This window comes from Cellulomonas soli, from assembly GCF_052036975.1.
GTDB classification, from domain to species: domain Bacteria; phylum Actinomycetota; class Actinomycetes; order Actinomycetales; family Cellulomonadaceae; genus Cellulomonas; species Cellulomonas soli_A.
Window position 1 is genome coordinate 1 of the sequence record NZ_JBQIAR010000014.1, and the last position, 16,679, is coordinate 16,679.

A 16,679-nucleotide genomic window follows, 5' to 3' on the forward strand; every position below is an offset into this window, starting at 1 on the left:
GAGTCGTCGGCAGCGTCATCTGACTATCCCCTGCGAGATGTGTATAAGAGACAGCGTCAGGTCAGTTGGAGCTGACCGAGTCGACGACCAGGTCGCCGCTGATGATCGACGCCTTGAGCTCGTCGAGCTTCGCGGACAGCTCGGCCGAGACGAGCGACTCGTTGTCGTGGAACGGCGCCAGGCCGATGCCCTCGTTCTCCAGCGTCCCGACGTACGGGTCGGAGGTGAACTCACCGTTCACACCCTGCTCGATCGTGTCGAACACGGCCGCGCTGATCTCCTTCATGACCGAGGTCAGGACGATCGGGGCGTAGTCGGGAGCGGTGAGGAACCAGTCGGCGTCGACGCCGACGATCTTGACGTTGCCGGCCTCCTGGGCCGCCGCCGCCGCACCCAGACCCACCGGACCGGCGACGGGCATGATGACGTCCGCACCCTGGTCGATGAAGCCCTTGGCGAGGTTCTGGCCGTTGGCCTGGTTCTCGAAATCACCCGTGAACGAGCCGGTCTGCGCGGCCTTGTCCCAGCCGAGGACCGTCGTGGTCGTGCCGTTGTCGGCGTCGTACTGCTTGGCGCCGTCGGCGAAACCGTCCATGAAGATCGTGACGGACGGCAGCTGGATGCCACCGAAGGTCGCGATGGTGTGCGTCGTCGAGACGCCCGCCGCCGCGTAGCCGGCGAGGAAGGCCGCCTCCTGCGTGTTGAAGAGCAGCGGCTTGGCGTTCTCCAGCGTGACCGGGTTGAAGTCCGGGTCCGAGAACGAGGAGTCGACGAGCGCGAAGTCGATGTCAGGGTTCGCCTCGGCGGCGGCCTGGATCGGGTCCTCGAGGAGGAAGCCGACACCGATGATCAGGCTGCAGTTGTCGGCGACCAGCTGGTCGATGTTCGGCGTGAAGTCCGTCTCCGCCGTCGACTCGACCTTGTTGATCTCGACACCCAGCTCGGCGGCGGCCAGCTCGAGGCCCTCGGCACCGGACTGGTTGAAGGACTTGTCCTCGAACCCGCCCGAGTCGGAGACCATGCAGGCCTTGTAGTCGACGGTCGCGCCCGTGTCGGTGCCGGCCGTGGTCTCCGCGTCCTCGGGAGCACTGCCACACGCCGCGAGGGCAAGGGCGACCGCACCGCTGAGTGCGGCCACACGCATGATCTTCTTCACTCGACTCTCCTGCTTCTCGTCCGTACCGGACCCGCTGGTCCGCGCCACCTCGACGCATCGTCACGCCGATGCGCGCGGGGCTGCCCGGCATCGATGTCTCGGACACTAGTGAGAGTTGTGTGACAGCGGCGTTACCGGGGGGTACCCGCGGCCGTTCCGTTACCGACTTGGTATGTGCGAAGGACTCAGCAGCAGGTCGCAGGCAGGTCGTGGGCCAGCGGCGGGACCGTCAGCCCTGCCCGGCCAGCACGGCCGTGCGGGCCAGCAGCAGTGCGCCCGCCTCGACGGCCCGCTCGTCGATCCGCAGGTCACCCTGGTGGATGTCGTAGGTGTGGCCGCCGGGCGTGCGCGTGCCCAGCCGTGCCATGGCCCCGGGCACCTTGGTCAGGTACCACGCGAAGTCCTCGCCGCCCAGCGACTGCTCGGTGAGCACCACGGCAGCCGGCCCGAGCACGTCCCGTGCGGCGGCCTCGAGGAACCCGGTGGCCCGCTCGTCGTTCTCGACCGGCGGGACACCCCGGTGGTGGCGCACCTCGACCTCGACGCCGAGCGAGGCCACGACCTGGCCGACGGCGGCCTCGAAGACCTCCGAGGCCTTCTCCCACGCGCGCACGTCCAGGCAGCGCAACGTGCCGCGGATCGTGCCCGTGGTGGGGATCGCGTTGTGCGCCGAGCCCGCCTGCACCGCGCCCCACGTCAGGTTGACGCCGGAGCGGGGGTCCAGCCGGCGCCCGAGGATGGCCGGGACCTGGGTGGCGATCTGCCCGAGGGCGAAGACCACGTCTCCGGTCAGGTGCGGGCGCGAGGTGTGCCCACCCGGCCCGGTGACGGTCACCTGCACCTCGTCGCTGGCCGAGGTGATCGGGCCGATGCGGGTGCCGAGGCGCCCCACGTCGAGCTTCGGCTCGCAGTGCACCGCGAAGATGAGGCCGACCCCGTCCACGGCACCCTGGCCGACGACGTCGAGCGCACCGCCGGGCTGGACCTCCTCGGCGGGCTGGAAGACCAACCGCACCCCCGTCGTCAGCAGTCCGGCACGGTCGAGGTCGGCGAGCGCGAGACCAGCCCCGAGCACGGCGGCCGTGTGCACGTCGTGACCGCACGCGTGGGCGACGCCCCGGGCGGTGGACTCCCATGGCAGGCCGCAGCGGTCGGTGACCGGCAGTGCGTCCAGGTCGGCCCTGAGCGCCACCCTGCGGTGCACCGGGGTGGCCGTGGTCGGACCGATGTCGCAGATCAGGCCCGTGCCGGTGAGCAGGCGCGGGTGCAGGCCCGCCGCACGCAGGCGGGCCTCGACGACCGCCGTGGTGCGCGCCTCGGCGCGCGCCAGCTCGGGGTGAGCGTGCAGGTCCCGTCGGATCGCCACGAGCTCGTCGCGGCGCGCGGCCACCGATGCCGCCAGCGCCTGCACGACCGCGTCGCCGGACGTGGCCGCCACGGCATCCAGCGCGGCCACCGTGGACGCCCCGCCCGCACCCGAGCCTCCCGGCGAGTGCGGCCCGTCGGGTTCGGCGGGCTGAGCGGGGGCAACGGTGGCGGACACGTCCTCGAGCCTAGTTGCTGCCCTCACCGGCGGGTCGGTGCGGCTCACCTGTCGGTCTCAGGCCAGGTCGTCACGCCCCCGGGCGCGCCAGCCGTCGACCGCCGCCTTGACCTGCTGGGCATGGGCGCGGGTGGTCACCAGCACGGCGTCGGCGGTGTCCACCACGACCGCGTCGGGCAGTCCGACGATGCTCACGGTGCGCCCGGACGCCGGGGCGGCGAACGCTCCGGGTGCGTCGACCCGCAGCACCAGTGCGTCGTCGCCGAGCGTGCGCCCGCCGTCGAGGGTGCCCTCGGCGACCGGCAGCAGCGTGGACAGGGCCGCGAAGTCGCCGACGTCGTCCCAGCTGAAGTCGCCCGGCACCACGGCGACGCCACCGGCGGCCGCGACGGGCTCGGCGATGGCGTGGTCGATCGCGATCTTCGTCAGCCCGGGCCAGGTGGCGGCCAGCACCGACTCACGCTCCGCGGTGTCCCAGGCGGCGGCGATCCGCACCAGGCCGTCGTGCAGCGTGGGCAGCTGGGTGTGCAGGTGCTCCAGCAGCGTCGCGGCACGCACGATGAACATGCCCGCGTTCCAGCGGTACTCCCCCGTGGCCAGGTACTGCGTGGCAGTCTCCTGGTCCGGCTTCTCGGTGAACCCTGCGGCGTGCCGGACCCGCGGTGCGCCGGCGAGCCCGAGCGACTCGCCCGAGCGCACGTAGCCGAACGCGGTCGACGGCTCCGTGGCGGCGATGCCGACGGTCACGACGTACCCGGCCCGCGCCGCCTCGACACCCTCCTGGACGGTCCGCGCGAACTCCTCGGCGCCCTCGATGATGTGGTCGGCGGCGAACGAGCCGAGGACCACGTCCGGGCCGTGGCGCTGCACGAGCACGGCGGCGGCCAGGCCGATCGCGGCCATCGAGTCGCGCGGCGAGGGCTCGGCGAGCACGTCGCCGGCACCCAGCTCGGGCAGCTGCTCGGCGACCGCCGCGGCGTGGCGGACCCCGGTCACGACCAGGACGCCGCCCGGGCCGGTGAGCGGCAGCAGCCGGTCGACCGTGCCCTGCAGGAGCGTGCGCCCCGTCCCGGTCAGGTCGAGCAGGAACTTGGGGTGGCCTGCACGGGACAGCGGCCACAGCCGGGTCCCGGCGCCTCCGGCGGGCACGACGGCGTGGAAGCCGGGGATCGCCCCGGTGGTGACGGACATGCCCGTGACCTTAGTCGCAGCCCGGGGGCACACAGAGGGGTGTGGACTAGGTCACATCGCCCATCCCGTCGCGTGGTCGCGCGTGGGACGGGCGTGTCCCGTGGCGCAGGTCACTACAGTGGTCCGCACCAGGACGCCGTCGTCCTTCGCCCTCACCGCCAGGAGGCCACTCACGTGTCCGCAGCGCCGACAGCGCCCACAGCGCCAGCCGGAACCCTCTACCGAGGCCGGGAAGGCATGTGGTCGTGGGTCGCGCACCGCGTCACCGGTGTCGCGATCTTCTTCTTCCTGCTCGTGCACATCCTCGACACCGCGCTGGTGCGCGTGTCGCCGGAGTCCTACAACGACGTGATCGCCACCTACAAGAACCCGATCATGGGTCTGGGTGAGGCCGGTCTGGTCGCCGCGATCGTGTTCCACGCGTTCAACGGCCTGCGGATCATCCTGGTGGACTTCTGGGCCAAGGGCCCCAAGTACCAGCGCGTCATGCTCTGGGTGGTGCTCGGCCTGTTCGCCGTGACGATGGCCGGGTTCCTGCCGCGTCACCTCATGCACGTCTTCGGGGGCGAGTGATGACCACGATCGCCGATCCCAAGGCCCCGCGCACCCCGCGCCCCGGCCCGGGTCGCCGCACCACGCGCGGCAACACCGAGATGTACGGCTGGCTGTTCATGCGCGCCTCCGGCGTCGTGCTCGTCGTGCTGATCTTCGGCCACCTGTTCGTCAACCTCGTGCAGGGTGACGGCGTGAAGTCGATCGACTTCGGGTTCGTCGCCGGCAAGTGGGCCAGCCCGCTGTGGCAGGTCTGGGACCTCGTGATGCTCTGGCTCGCGATGATCCACGGCACCAACGGCGTGCGGACCGTCATCAGCGACTACGCCGAGAAGGACCGCACCCGTCTGGTGCTCAAGGCCCTGCTCTACCTGGCGTTCGTCGTCGTGGTGGTGCTCGGCACCCTGGTCATCTTCACGTTCGACCCGTGCCCGCCGAACTCCCCGGCCGATCTGCTGCCCTCGTTCTGCACGGCCTGACCGACCCGCAAGCCCCCAGCGACAGGAAGGCATCGCCGCAGATGCAGACCCATCAGTACGACGTCGTGATCGTCGGCGCGGGCGGCGCCGGCATGCGCGCGGCGCTCGAGTCCTCGGTGCGTTCGCGCACGGCCGTCATCTCCAAGCTCTACCCCACGCGGTCGCACACCGGCGCGGCCCAGGGCGGCATGTGCGCCGCGCTGGCCAACGTCGAGGAGGACAACTGGGAGTGGCACACGTTCGACACCGTCAAGGGCGGTGACTACCTGGTCGACCAGGACGCCGCCGAGGTGATGGCCAAGGAGGCCATCGACGCGGTGATCGACCTGGAGAAGATGGGCCTGCCGTTCAACCGGACGCCCGAGGGCCGCATCGACCAGCGGCGGTTCGGCGGCCACACCCGCAACCACGGCGAGGCCGCCGTGCGCCGCGCGTGCTACGCCGCGGACCGCACCGGTCACATGATCCTGCAGACGCTCTACCAGCAGTGCGTGAAGAACGACGTCGAGTTCTTCAACGAGTTCTACGTGCTTGACCTGCTCGTCGACCACGACCTGGCCTCCGGCGACGTCGCCGAGGGCGAGGAGGTCAACGTCTCGGGCGTCGTGGCCTACGAGCTGGCCACCGGCGAGATCCACGTCTTCCAGGCCAAGTCCGTCGTGATCGCCACGGGCGGTGCGGGCAAGATCTTCAAGACGACCTCCAACGCGCACACCCTGACCGGTGACGGCATGGCGCTGGCGTACCGGCGCGGCATCCCGCTGGAGGACATGGAGTTCTTCCAGTTCCACCCGACAGGCCTGGCCGGCCTGGGAATCCTGCTCTCGGAGGCCGCCCGCGGCGAGGGCGGGATCCTGCGCAACGGCAACGGCGAGCGCTTCATGGAGCGCTACGCCCCGACCATCAAGGACCTCGCCCCGCGCGACATCGTCGCCCGGTCGATGGCCAACGAGGTGCGTGAGGGCCGTGGTGCCGGGCCGAACAAGGACTACGTCCTGCTCGACCTGACGCACCTGGAGCCCGCGCACATCGACGCCAAGCTCCCCGACATCACCGAGTTCGCGCGCACCTATCTGGGCATCGAGCCGTACACCGAGCCCGTGCCGGTCTACCCCACCGCGCACTACGCGATGGGTGGCATCCCGACGAACATCCAGGGCGAGGTGCTGCGCAACGCCACGGACGTCATCAAGGGCCTGTACGCCGCCGGTGAGGTCGCGTGCGTGTCGGTGCACGGTTCCAACCGCCTGGGCACCAACTCGCTGCTCGACATCAACGTGTTCGGCAAGCGCGCCGGCAAGGCCGCAGCCGCGTACGCCGCCACCGCCGAGTTCGTCGACCTGCCGGAGAACCCCGCGGTGGCCGTCGAGGCAGGCCTCGAGGAGATCCGCACCCGCCCCGACGGCGAGCGGGTGGCGGACATCCGCAAGGCACTGCAGGCCACCATGGACGCCAACGCCCAGGTGTTCCGCACCTCGGAGTCGCTCGCGCAAGCCCTCGAGGACGTCAAGGCCCTGCAGAAGCGGTTCCGGGCCGTGAGCGTGCAGGACAAGTCCCGCACGTTCAACACCGATCTGCTCGAGGCCGTCGAGCTCGGGTTCCTGCTCGACATCGCCGAGACGGTCGTCGTCGGGGCGCTCAACCGGAACGAGTCGCGCGGCGGCCACTTCCGCGAGGACTACCCCGACCGGGACGACGCGCAGTACATGAAGCACACGATGGCGTACCGCCGCCCCCTGACGTCCACCGCGGACGGCGACACGGACGGCACGTTCTCCACCGTCACCGAGTTCGACGGCTACCAGCTCGTGCTCGGCAGCAAGCCCGTCACCGTGACCCGCTACCAGCCGATGGAGCGCAAGTACTGATGACCGCCACTCTCGACGCCCCTGCCACCGCCGTCGGAGCGGTGCCCAGCTTCCAGGTGACGCTGAAGATCATGCGTCACCTGCCCGCCGACGACGCCGCCCCGGCCGCGTTCGGTGACGCGCCCGCCCCGACGAGCTCGCAGTGGGAGGAGTTCACGGTCACGGTGCACGGCACCGACCGGGTGCTCGACGCACTGCACAAGGTCAAGTGGGAGCAGGACGGCACCCTGACGTTCCGGCGGTCCTGCGCGCACGGCATCTGCGGCTCCGACGCCATGCGCATCAACGGCCGCAACCGGCTGGCCTGCAAGACGCTGCTCAAGGACCTCGACCCCAGCAAGCCCATCACGATCGAACCGATCAAGGGCTTGCCGGTGATCAAGGACCTCGTGGTCGACATGGAGCCGTTCTTCGCCTCCTACCGCGAGATCATGCCGTTCCTCATCACCAGCGGGAACGAGCCCACCAAGGAGCGCCGGCAGTCGCCGAAGGACCGCGCCAAGTTCGACGACACCACCAAGTGCATCCTGTGCGCCGCGTGCACGTCGTCCTGCCCGGTGTTCTGGACCGACGGGCAGTACTTCGGCCCGGCCGCGATCGTCAACGCCCACCGGTTCATCTTCGACAGCCGGGACGAGGGCGGCGCCCAACGCCTGGAGATCCTCAACGACAAGGAAGGCGTGTGGCGCTGCCGCACCACCTTCAACTGCTCGGAGGCCTGCCCCCGCGGCATCGAGGTCACCAAGGCGATCCAGGAGGTCAAGCGCGCGATGATCACGCGCGTCTTCTGACCACCCGCAGCACAGCCACAGCTCGCACGAGCCGGTGTCAGCCTCGCGGCGGCACCGGCTCGTGCGCGTCTGCGACGCCCTCGGGCCCTTCCGGACCCGGCGGATCAGCGGTCCACGCCGCGGCCAGGAGCACCATCCGGGCGACGAGGTTGATCCACGCCAGCAAGGTCACGAGCACCGCGAACGAGCCGAGCAGGGCGTTTCCCGTCACCGACCCGGCGACGACGGACGTGCCCAGCAGCCGCACGGCACCCAGGCCCGCCGCGGCCATCACCGCCCCGAGCACCAGGTCGCGCCGGGCCGGTCGCGCACCGGCCAGGACGGTGACGACCAGCACGAACACGGCCGCGTCGAGCACGAAGGACACCGCCGCACCCGACGCCACGAGCAGCGCTCCCCCGGTGTCGTCGATCCCGAGCAGGCCGAGCACCCACTGGGACGTCCCGGTCAGGGCCTGGCTCAGCACGGCCGAGACCAGCACCACGACCGCGAAGGCGACCAGACCGCCGAGGTCGCGCAGCTTGCCGACCACGGCGTTCTCCGCGTCGGTGGTGGCGCCGAAGACAGCCCGCACCCCCTTGCGCATGGCCGCCATGGCTGAGGTCGCGCTGACCACGAGCACCACGAGCGCCACCGCACCGGCCATCGTGAGCCCGGGGCTGAAGACCAGGTCGTCAGGAGCCAGCAGCCCGTTGCCGTCACCGGTGTCGAACAGGCCGGGCAACGCGTCGTCGACGGTCTCGATCACCGTGACACGCAGCTGCTCGTTGCCGCCCAGCACCCGCATGAACACGGTCCAGCCCAGGGTCAGCCCGGCCGACAGCGAGAACAACGTGGCGTACGCGATGCCACCGGCCAGTACACCGCCACCGACGGCACCGAAGCGGGCGTTGGCCCGGCCCGGCCGGGAGCCCTTCCACCACGCGATCCGGCCGCGCACCCAGGCGGCCGACCGGGTCGGCAGGGACGGCCCCGCAGGCCGTGCGCCACGTTCCGACACCTCGGCATGCCACTGGGCCGCACCTGCGCCCGCGGGTTCCTGCGCCGCAGCATCGGGCCCTGCGTCGGTGCGATCCATCCAGAGACCCTAGGCCGCGGGCGTCCCGTCCGCAGCCGCCCCGGTCCGCACCTCGCCCGTCGGCCCCGCCGGCCGACCACCCAGGGGGTAGTCGCGCGCAGGTCGCCACACGCCGTCGTCACCGTGCTCGTAGGAGTGGATCACGGCGACCTCGAACGACGCGTCGAAGTCCGCGAGCCCGTCGAACGCGGCATCCAGCCGGTCGTCCGGGACCTCGTGGGCCACCGTCACGTGCGGGTGGTAGTTGAACCGCACGTCCTGCGCGAGCGGACCGGAGCGCACGTCGTGCTCCAGCCGCTCGCAACCGGCGATGCCCTCCACGACCTGCACGAACACCACCGACGACACCGGACGGAACGTCCCCGTGCCGCGCAGGCGCAGCGTGAACGGCTCGTGCCGGGAAGCCACCTCGCGCAGGTGCGCATCGATGGCGGGCAGCAGCTCGGGCCGGACGACCGTCGGCCCGAGCAACGTGATGTGCGAGGGGATCTGCTCGGCCGCCGGGTCGCCGAACCCGGCGCGGGCGTCCTGCAGGCGGGTGCCCCACGGCTCCGGCACCGTGATCGACACACCGATGCGGACCTCGTCGTCCACACGCTCCGGCAGGTTCACGCTCGCCCCGCCCGTGCGCCGCGCGGCAGCAGGCCCGACCGGTCGTAGATCCGGTCCAGCGTGACGCCCGCGATGGAGCGGGCCTTCTCCGCCCCCGCGGCCAGCACCGCGTCCAACGAGGCAGGGTCCGCCAGGTACTCGTGCACCCGGGCCTGGAACGGCAGCAGGAACCCGACGACGACCTCGGCAAGGTCCTTCTTCAGGTCGCCGTACCCCTTGCCCGCGTAGTCCTGCTCGAGCGACGGGACGGAACGGCCGGACAGCGCCGAGAAGATCGTCAGGAGGTTCGACACGCCCGGCTTGGCCGCCGGGTCGAACCGGATCTCCCGGTCGGCGTCGGTCACGGCCGAACGGATCCGCTTGGCCACGATCTTCGGGTCGTCGAGCAGCTCGATCAGACCGTTCGGGCTCTCGGCCGACTTGCTCATCTTGGCCGTGGGGTCCTGCAGGTCGTAGATCTTGGCGGTCTCCTTGACGATGTGCCCCTCAGGCACCACCACGGTGTCCTTGCCGAACCGCGTGTTCAGGCGCTGGGCCAGGTCGCGCGAGAGCTCGAGGTGCTGGCGCTGGTCCTCGCCCACCGGCACGAGGTTCGTGTCGTAGAGCAGGATGTCGGCGGCCATGAGCACCGGGTAGGTGAACAGGCCTACCGTGGTGCCCTCACTGCCGTGCCGGGCCGACTTGTCCTTGAACTGCGTCATCCGACCCGCCTCACCGAAGCCGGTGTGGCACGACAGGATCCATGCCAGCTCGGCGTGCTCGGGCACGTGCGACTGCACGAACAAGGTCGAGCGCGCCGGGTCCACGCCGGCCGCCAGGTACTGGGCCGCGGTCCGCCGGGTGCGCTCGCGCAGCACCGCCGGGTCGGGGTTGACCGTCAGCGCGTGCAGGTCCACCACGCAGTAGATCGCGTCGTGCTCCTCCTGCAGGGCCACCCAGTGCGTGAGCGCGCCGAGGTAGTTGCCGAGCTGGAGCGAGTCCGAGGTGGGCTGCATCCCGGAGAAGATGCGTTGCTGCTGCGGCGCCAAGACCATCCGACCAATCTCTCGTGCAGCGGTGGACGCTGCGGGACGTGACCCGGGCGGAGGGGGCCCGGGCGGTGTGCGCACGGGCCGGGGCCCGGGTGCACGGCAGTGCTCAGGTCGCTTCGTCGTCGAACGGTGCACCGGCAAGCGGCTGCGCGGCGGCGTCCGTGGCACCACCGGCTGCCGTGGTGGTCGCGGCCGCGGCCTGCGCTGCGCCGGTGCGGTACACCGGGCGAGCGGGGGCGGCCGGGCGGGGTGCCGTCGCGGCCCGAGCCACGGGCTCGTCGTCGAGCAGCGCCTCGCGCACGATCCGGCGCGGGTCGTACCTGCGGGGGTCGAGCGCGGCCCAGTCGACGTCCTTGATGTCCTCGCCCAGCTCGTCGTCGACACGGGTGCGTGCATCCTTGGCGAACCGGCGTGCCCGACGCGCCCACACGCCCAGCTGCTCGGCGTACTGCGGCAGACGTTCGGGCCCGATCACCAGGATCGCGACGAGCAGCAGCACCAGCCACTCGCCACCGTTGATGTCGAACACCGGGTCAGGGTACCGCCGGGCTCAGCCGCCGGAGGACTCCGACAGCTCGACCCTGACGTCCCGTTCCTTCTCACCGGTGCGCACCCGCAGCACCACCACGTCGCCGGGGGTGTGCGCGCGGATGGTGACGATCAGCTCCTCCGGGTCGGTCACCGGGCGGCCGTCGATCTCGAGGATCACGTCGCCCCGACGGATGCCCGCGACGTCCGCCGGTCCCCCGGGGGTGACGGCCGCGGTGCCGTCGTTGTCCTCCGAGGCGACCTGCACGCCCTCGCCGGTGTACCGGTCGTCCAGCAGCACCCCGATGATCGGGTATGTCGCCGTCCCCGTCTCGATCAGCTGCTCGGCGGTGCGGCGGGCCTGGTTGGACGGGATCGCGAAGCCCAGGCCGATGCTGCCGGCGGCCGTGGTGTCGGTCCCCGGCGCCTGGGCGATCGCCGAGTTGATGCCGACGACCTCGCCCGCGGCGTTGACCAGCGGACCGCCGGAGTTGCCGGGGTTGATCGCGGCGTCGGTCTGGATCGCGTTGATGAACGCGGTGTCCTGGGAGTCTCCCGCCGACACGGGCCGGTTGAGGGCGCTGACGATCCCGGTCGTCACCGTGCCCACCAGACCCAGCGGTGCCCCGATCGCGACGACCGGGTCACCCACGACCACCGCGTCGGAGTCGCCGAGCAGCAGAGGGGTCAGGCCGTCGGCCTCGACCTTGACCACCGCGAGGTCGTAGTCGGCGGTGCGACCCACGACCGTGGCATCCACCTGCGTGCCGTCGGCGAACAGGACCACGATCGACGAGCCGACCTCGTCGGCGGAGGCCACCACGTGGTTGTTGGTGAGGATGTAGCCGTCCTGACGGAGCACGAACCCCGAACCGGTCGACGTGCCGTCCGAGGCGGTCACCTCGATGGAGACGACGGAGGGCAGCACGGCCGAGGCGATACCGGCCACCGAGTCCGGCGCCCGGTCGACCGAGCCCGTGATCGACACGGTCGGCAGCCCCGCGTCGGCCGGACGTGCGCCGCCCGTGGACCGTGCGCCCAGCACACCACCGACCACACCGGCGACGAGCGACAGGACGATCAGCGGGACGACCCAGACGACCGACAGCGCACGGCCACGCGACCGGGCCGAGGCGCCCGCCGCGGCCGGGGGAACCGGCGGGGCGAACGGCGCGCCGCCCTGCGCAGGGGGGACCGGGGCGGCGAAGGTCGGCTGTGCGGGACCGGGCGCGGAGAAGGTCGATTGTGCGGGGCCGGGCGCGGCGAAACCTGGTGCGGGCACGTTCGGCGCACCGAAGGCCGGTACCGCCGAGGGCGGGGTCCCCGGTGCGGGCGCCGGCGGGGTGGGAGCCGCCGGGAAGTCCGGCAGGCGCCGCCCCGCAGGCGGGGCGAACGGCTGCGGGGGCGCCGGGGCCGCGGGCTGCGGCGGCACCTGCACCGGGTGCTCCGGCTGCGACGGGATGGGCGGCTGGTCGTCGCCGGACGCGGTCGTCATGGCTGTGCGAACACTCCCGTCACCGTGTCCCATCCGCGGGTGATCCGCGCAGGGACGCCGTCGTCGAACGTGCCACCCGGGAAGGCGGCGACGACGGACTGTACCGAGTCGCTCGACTGCGCCGCGACCGCCTCCACCACGGTGGCGTCCGACTGCCACACCACGTGCCAGGGCGAGGTCGACAGCACGTAGACGGTGCACCCCTGGACGGTCTGCACCTGAGCGTCCGCCAAGGCCTCGGTGTCGAGGCGCCCCTGCTGCTCGGTCAGGACGACCGGCCCGTCCGGCCCGGCCAGGTCCACCTCGAGCACGTCGTCGTCGTCACCGGACCAGCGCACGGCGGTGACCGTCCAGCCGTCCGGCAGGGACTGCGGGAACGTCCAGCTGTGGTCGCGCAACCAGCTCGTCGTCTCGGCCTGCACGGCGGGTGTCCCCGTGTCGTCGGCCAGCACGTCCACCGTGGATCCCTCGCTCGACACGGCGCCGCCCAGCAGGCCCAGGTCTGCGCCGGGGTGCGCCGACGGGACGACCACGGGCCGCGCGCCGAGCACGAACAGCGCGGCGGCCACAGCACCGGCCCCGGCGAGCGCACCGCGCCCCAGCCGTGCACGCGAACGCCCCGTCACATCACCCCGCAACCCGCGAGCCGGGACGGTGTACGCCGCGGAACCCAGCGGGCCGATCAGGCGCGGCGAAGGAGCCGCGAAGGGGTCGCCCGGCACGTCCGGCGGGCACTGCGAGGCAAGGGAGAGCAGACGGGAGGTCAGGTCCGGCGCGGGGGCGACCTCGGCGGCCTGGGCCAGCGCGCGACGGGCTGCCCGGGCCTGGCCGAGCTCGAGCGCGCACCCGCGACACCCCGCCACGTGCGCGAGCGCACGCTCGGTCGCGGCCGGGTCGAGCTGGCCGTCGACCAGGGCGCTGATCCGCGAGCCGAGGTGACTCATCCCGGCAGCCCGGCGATCAGTCGACCGGTCGTCACGTCGGCACCCCGGTGCCCGGCGGTCAGGGGGTCGGCCACCGGTGTGCTGTCCGGCAGCTCGTCGGCGGAGCGGGTGCCCGGCGCGCGGTGCTCGAGGGAGACGCGCAGCCGCGCGCGGGCCCGGTGGATCCGCGAGCGCACCGTGCCGAGCTTGATGCCCAGGGTCACGGCGATCTCCTCGTACGACAGTCCTTCGATGTCGCACAGCACGACCGCGGCCCGGTACTCGGGGGGCAGCTCGTCCAGCGCACGCTGCACGTCGTGGTCGAGGTTGCCGTGCTCGAACGCCCGCTCCGGCGTGGCCAGCTGGTCACCGGAGGCGTAGCGGTCGGACTCCTCGCCCATGGGGTCCATGCGCACGCGCGTGCGACGGCGAGCCTGGTCGAGGAACAGGTTGGTGGTGATGCGGTGCAGCCAGCCCTCGAACGTGCCCGGCGTGAAGCTCGACAGCGACCGGAAGACCCGCACGAAGGTCTCCTGCGTAAGGTCCTCGGCGTCCTGGCGGTTGCCGGTCAGTCGGTACGCGAGCCGGTACACACGGGCCGAGTGGTCCCGCACGATCTGCTCCCACGACGGGGCCTGCCAGACGGCCGGTCCAGGTGTGGTCATCGCAGGTCGACTCCTTCTCGGGCGTCAGTGCCGCAGCCGGCCGGGTGCCGGTCAGGGACGAACGCCTCCTGGGCAGTCTCCCAGGTCTGTCTGGGAGAACGCTGCATGCCGCCCGGGGGTTCCCGCCTCCCGGGCGCGCAGGGGTGCCGCCGGTAGTCTGGTCGACGGTGGCCGACCGCCCGGCCGCGCACGACGACCTGGGAGGTCACCATCTCCACCGACAAGGCCCAGAGCTGGGTCTACTGCGAGGAGTTCCTGCCGGAGGACGACGTGGTGCTGCGGGCCCGGGAGCGGGCCGCCCAGCTCGGCTGCACCCCGGTGCTGCCCGGCTCGGGTGCGCTGCTGACCGTCCTGGCCGCCGCGGCCCAGGCCCGCGCGGTCGTCGAGGTCGGCACCGGTGCGGGCGTCGGGTCGCTCTACCTGCTGCGCGGCATGCCCGCCGACGGTGTGCTGACGACCATCGACCTCGAGGTCGAGCACCAACGAGCCGCCAAGCTCGCGTTCGCCGAGGAGGGCGTGCGGCCCACACGGACCCGCACCATCTCTGGACGCGCAGCCGAGGTGCTGCCCCGGCTCACCGACGGCGGTTACGACCTGGTGTTCGTCGACGCCGACAAGGACGGCTACCCGGGTTACGTCGAGCAGGCGGTGCGCCTGCTACGGCCCGGCGGTGTGCTGGCCGTCGACAACGCCCTGTGGCACGACCGGGTGGGCGACCCGGCCCGCCGCGACGAGACGACGACCGTGATCCGCGAGGTCGGTCGCACGCTGCGGGCCGACGACCGCCTGATGACGGCCCTGGTGCCCAGCGGTGACGGTCTGCTGACCGCGGTGCGCCGCTGAGCGCAGCGGCCGATCGGTCCGTGGTGGGGCGGACACTCGCCCGCAGGCCTCGTGCCCGGGCCGACCATGCCCGTCCCACCCGGTTCGACGGTGCTCAGTCCAGGTCGGTCAGGTACTGCAGCAGCAGACGCGCCCCGTAGCCCGTGGCCCCCTCGGTGACCTCGTGCTTGTCCGCCGTGGCCCGGCCCGTACCGGCGATGTCCAGGTGCGCCCACGTGCGCTGGCCGACGAAGCGCTGCAGGAACAGCGCGGCCGTGATGGAACCCGCACCGATGTGCGAGTCGGCGCTGACGTGCCGCAGGTCGGCGACGTCGGAGCGCACGGCCTCGGCGTACTCGCTGACCAACGGCATCGGCCAGACCCGCTCCCCCGTGGCCTCACCGGCGGCGACGAGCGCCTGGACCAACGACGGGTCGGTCCCGTACAGGCCGGCGTGCTGACGACCCAGGCCGAGCGTGATGGCGCCGGTGAGCGTGGCGACGTCGACCAGCACGTCCGGCGACAGCCGGGCGTCGGCGTAGGCGAGGGCGTCGGCCAGCACCAACCGGCCCTCGGCGTCCGTGTTCGCGATCTCGACGGTCGTGCCGCCGTAGACGCGCAGCACGTCACCGGGTCGGTAGGACGACCCCCCGAAGTGGTTCTCGGCCAACGGCAGCAGCGCGGTCACGCGGTGCGCCACACCGGTCTCGGCGGCCGCCAGGACCGTCGCGAGCGCCACGGCGGCGCCGGCCATGTCGGTCTTCATGGGGACCATGGCTTCACGGGGCTTGATCGACAGCCCGCCGGTGTCGTACGTGATGCCCTTGCCGACGATCACGACATGCCTGCCCGCGGGGGCAGGCCTGCCCTCACGTGCTGCGGGGACGTACGAGATCTGCACGAGGCGAGGTGTGGACGCCGACCCGGCGCCGACCGCGAGGATCCCCCCGAACCCCTGCGCGGCCAGCTCGCGCGGCCCGAGCACCTGCACGTCGAGCCCGGCCTTCGTCGCGAGGCGACGGGCACGGTCGGCCACCCAGGCGGGGTCCTTCGTGCTCGAGGGCGTGTTGGCCAGGTCGCGGACCAGGCAGGTGGCCTCGGCGGCGATCGTCGCGGAGCGCAGAGCCGTCTCGACCTCGGTGCCCGATCGGCCCAGCAGGACCAGCTCGGCAGGTCCGTCCGCCGGTGCGGCCGACGTGGCGGCCGTGGGCATCCGGTACGACGCGAGCAGGTAGCCCTCGACGACAGCGCGGACGTCCTTGGCCGCCGCCGCGGCGCCGTGGTCCGTGGACGCCCCGAGGGTCGTGGCCACGCGCAGACCCCGGGTCGCCCGGGCGAGTGCCGCCCCGGCCCGGCGCAGCGCGGTGGTCGACCCGTCGCCGACACCCACGAGCACGAGACGCAGCGGCAGGCCGGTCCAGGGCAGCACGTCACCGACCTTGGACCCCACGGGCCGCGGCAGCTGCAGCACGTAGGACTCCCCGGGCACGCCGGTGAGGCCGGCCCGCTCCGCGATGTCCGCCAGGTCGATGCCGTAGCGCGCGGCCGCGTCGGCCGTGCCACGCCCCGGACGCAGCGCGTCGTCGCCGTCGGCCGGTGCCACCGGGACCGCGAGCGCGTCGAGCGAACCGTCGACCAGGCGCACCGACGTGGTGACGTCACCGCCGTCGAGCGAGGCGGTGGCGCGTGCCGGGATGGTGGGTGAGGTGCCTCGTGCCATGCGTGCGGGGGTCAGCCGGCGACGGAGGTCAGTGCCTCACCCAGCTCGGCGGCCTCGGTCGCGTTGAGCTCGACCACCAGCCGTCCACCGCCCTCGAGCGGGACGCGCATCACGATGCCGCGCCCCTCCTTCGTGACCTCGAGCGGGCCGTCACCGGTCCTCGGCTTCATCGCGGCCATGCGGGGCCTCTCCTTCGCCTCGTGCGTCCCGACCGGGGCACCGTCA

At 72.3% G+C, this 16,679-nt stretch carries 17 protein-coding genes; 5 read left to right on the forward strand and 12 right to left on the reverse strand.

What is annotated here, in order from left to right:
- Positions 1-61: 61 nt before the first annotated feature.
- The 3 genes from ACTHAM_RS13925 to ACTHAM_RS13935 all read right to left on the reverse strand — a co-directional run bounded on the left by ACTHAM_RS13925 (position 62) and on the right by ACTHAM_RS13935 (position 3,890).
- The gene (locus ACTHAM_RS13925) at positions 62-1,204 is read right to left on the reverse strand and encodes a BMP family lipoprotein (protein ID WP_440688471.1); all 1,143 of its coding nucleotides are present in this window, start codon (positions 1,202-1,204) and stop codon (positions 62-64) included.
- Between the two features lie 181 nt (positions 1,205-1,385).
- Positions 1,386-2,594: an amidohydrolase gene (locus tag ACTHAM_RS13930; protein WP_440688662.1), complete on the reverse strand. Its 1,209-nt coding sequence runs from the start codon at positions 2,592-2,594 to the stop codon at positions 1,386-1,388.
- 162 nt (positions 2,595-2,756) lie between these two features.
- Positions 2,757-3,890, reverse strand: coding sequence for a mannose-1-phosphate guanylyltransferase (locus ACTHAM_RS13935; protein WP_440688473.1), 1,134 nt, complete (start codon positions 3,888-3,890; stop codon positions 2,757-2,759).
- Between the two features lie 174 nt (positions 3,891-4,064).
- On the opposite strand from ACTHAM_RS13935, the gene sdhC reads away from it, so the two are divergent.
- The 4 genes from sdhC to ACTHAM_RS13955 are packed head-to-tail and all read left to right on the forward strand — an operon-like array spanning position 4,065 to position 7,580.
- Positions 4,065-4,463, forward strand: a complete 399-nt coding sequence (gene sdhC, locus ACTHAM_RS13940; RefSeq protein ID WP_440688475.1) for a succinate dehydrogenase, cytochrome b556 subunit — start codon at positions 4,065-4,067, stop codon at positions 4,461-4,463.
- Complete coding sequence (gene sdhD, locus ACTHAM_RS13945) at positions 4,463-4,921, forward strand: succinate dehydrogenase, hydrophobic membrane anchor protein (RefSeq protein WP_440688477.1); 459 nt, start codon at positions 4,463-4,465, stop codon at positions 4,919-4,921. The genes sdhC and sdhD overlap by 1 nt, the downstream gene beginning before the upstream one ends.
- 41 nt (positions 4,922-4,962) lie before the next feature.
- Positions 4,963-6,789, forward strand: coding sequence for a succinate dehydrogenase flavoprotein subunit (gene sdhA, locus ACTHAM_RS13950; protein WP_440688479.1), 1,827 nt, complete (start codon positions 4,963-4,965; stop codon positions 6,787-6,789).
- Entirely contained in the window at positions 6,789-7,580 is a 792-nt protein-coding gene (locus ACTHAM_RS13955; RefSeq protein ID WP_440688481.1) for a succinate dehydrogenase iron-sulfur subunit, read from the forward strand. The genes sdhA and ACTHAM_RS13955 overlap by 1 nt, the downstream gene beginning before the upstream one ends.
- A 37-nt stretch (positions 7,581-7,617) precedes the next feature.
- Here ACTHAM_RS13955 and ACTHAM_RS13960 read toward each other — a convergent pair whose 3' ends face one another.
- From ACTHAM_RS13960 to sigE, 7 genes are all read right to left on the reverse strand, one after another.
- Positions 7,618-8,658, reverse strand: a complete 1,041-nt coding sequence (locus ACTHAM_RS13960) for a YihY/virulence factor BrkB family protein (protein WP_440688483.1) — start codon at positions 8,656-8,658, stop codon at positions 7,618-7,620.
- Positions 8,659-8,667: 9 nt separating this feature from the next.
- Positions 8,668-9,270, reverse strand: coding sequence for a 2'-5' RNA ligase family protein (locus ACTHAM_RS13965; RefSeq protein ID WP_440688485.1), 603 nt, complete (start codon positions 9,268-9,270; stop codon positions 8,668-8,670).
- Complete coding sequence (gene trpS, locus ACTHAM_RS13970) at positions 9,267-10,304, reverse strand: tryptophan--tRNA ligase (protein ID WP_440688487.1); 1,038 nt, start codon at positions 10,302-10,304, stop codon at positions 9,267-9,269. Before trpS ends, ACTHAM_RS13965 begins: the two co-directional genes overlap by 4 nt.
- A 103-nt stretch (positions 10,305-10,407) precedes the next feature.
- Entirely contained in the window at positions 10,408-10,830 is a 423-nt protein-coding gene (locus tag ACTHAM_RS13975; protein ID WP_440688489.1) for a twin-arginine translocase TatA/TatE family subunit, read from the reverse strand.
- 21 nt (positions 10,831-10,851) lie between these two features.
- Complete coding sequence (locus tag ACTHAM_RS13980; protein ID WP_440688491.1) at positions 10,852-12,324, reverse strand: S1C family serine protease; 1,473 nt, start codon at positions 12,322-12,324, stop codon at positions 10,852-10,854.
- Complete coding sequence (locus ACTHAM_RS13985; protein ID WP_440688493.1) at positions 12,321-13,268, reverse strand: zf-HC2 domain-containing protein; 948 nt, start codon at positions 13,266-13,268, stop codon at positions 12,321-12,323. Before ACTHAM_RS13985 ends, ACTHAM_RS13980 begins: the two co-directional genes overlap by 4 nt.
- On the reverse strand, positions 13,265-13,912 hold the full coding sequence (gene sigE, locus ACTHAM_RS13990; RefSeq protein ID WP_440688495.1) for an RNA polymerase sigma factor SigE: 648 nt from the start codon (positions 13,910-13,912) through the stop codon (positions 13,265-13,267). The genes ACTHAM_RS13985 and sigE overlap by 4 nt, the downstream gene beginning before the upstream one ends.
- A gap of 210 nt (positions 13,913-14,122) precedes the next feature.
- Between sigE and ACTHAM_RS13995 the strand changes: the two genes are divergently transcribed.
- Positions 14,123-14,755, forward strand: coding sequence for an O-methyltransferase (locus tag ACTHAM_RS13995; RefSeq protein ID WP_440688664.1), 633 nt, complete (start codon positions 14,123-14,125; stop codon positions 14,753-14,755).
- 94 nt (positions 14,756-14,849) lie between these two features.
- On the opposite strand, the gene ACTHAM_RS14000 is transcribed toward ACTHAM_RS13995, so the two are convergent.
- A complete protein-coding gene (locus ACTHAM_RS14000) occupies positions 14,850-16,454 on the reverse strand; it encodes a leucyl aminopeptidase family protein (RefSeq protein ID WP_440688497.1) in 1,605 nt (534 codons plus the stop codon).
- A gap of 11 nt (positions 16,455-16,465) precedes the next feature.
- Entirely contained in the window at positions 16,466-16,633 is a 168-nt protein-coding gene (locus tag ACTHAM_RS14005) for a DUF3117 domain-containing protein (protein WP_013884554.1), read from the reverse strand.
- Between the last annotated feature and the right edge of the window lie 46 nt (positions 16,634-16,679).

Excerpts from the sequence above, each read along its gene's own strand:
- ACTHAM_RS13985 (WP_440688493.1), bottom strand. The coding sequence starts at position 13,268 with ATGAGTCACCTCGGCTCGCGGATCAGCGCCCTGGTCGACGGCCAGCTC.
- ACTHAM_RS13980 (WP_440688491.1), bottom strand. The coding sequence starts at position 12,324 with ATGACGACCGCGTCCGGCGACGACCAGCCGCCCATCCCGTCGCAGCCG.
- trpS (WP_440688487.1), bottom strand. The coding sequence starts at position 10,304 with ATGGTCTTGGCGCCGCAGCAGCAACGCATCTTCTCCGGGATGCAGCCC.
- sdhD (WP_440688477.1), top strand. The coding sequence starts at position 4,463 with ATGACCACGATCGCCGATCCCAAGGCCCCGCGCACCCCGCGCCCCGGC.
- sigE (WP_440688495.1), bottom strand. The coding sequence starts at position 13,912 with ATGACCACACCTGGACCGGCCGTCTGGCAGGCCCCGTCGTGGGAGCAG.
- ACTHAM_RS13960 (WP_440688483.1), bottom strand. The coding sequence starts at position 8,658 with ATGGATCGCACCGACGCAGGGCCCGATGCTGCGGCGCAGGAACCCGCG.
- ACTHAM_RS14000 (WP_440688497.1), bottom strand. The coding sequence starts at position 16,454 with ATGGCACGAGGCACCTCACCCACCATCCCGGCACGCGCCACCGCCTCG.
- ACTHAM_RS13955 (WP_440688481.1), top strand. The coding sequence starts at position 6,789 with ATGACCGCCACTCTCGACGCCCCTGCCACCGCCGTCGGAGCGGTGCCC.
- ACTHAM_RS13935 (WP_440688473.1), bottom strand. The coding sequence starts at position 3,890 with ATGTCCGTCACCACCGGGGCGATCCCCGGCTTCCACGCCGTCGTGCCC.
- sdhA (WP_440688479.1), top strand. The coding sequence starts at position 4,963 with ATGCAGACCCATCAGTACGACGTCGTGATCGTCGGCGCGGGCGGCGCC.
- ACTHAM_RS14005 (WP_013884554.1), bottom strand. The coding sequence starts at position 16,633 with ATGGCCGCGATGAAGCCGAGGACCGGTGACGGCCCGCTCGAGGTCACG.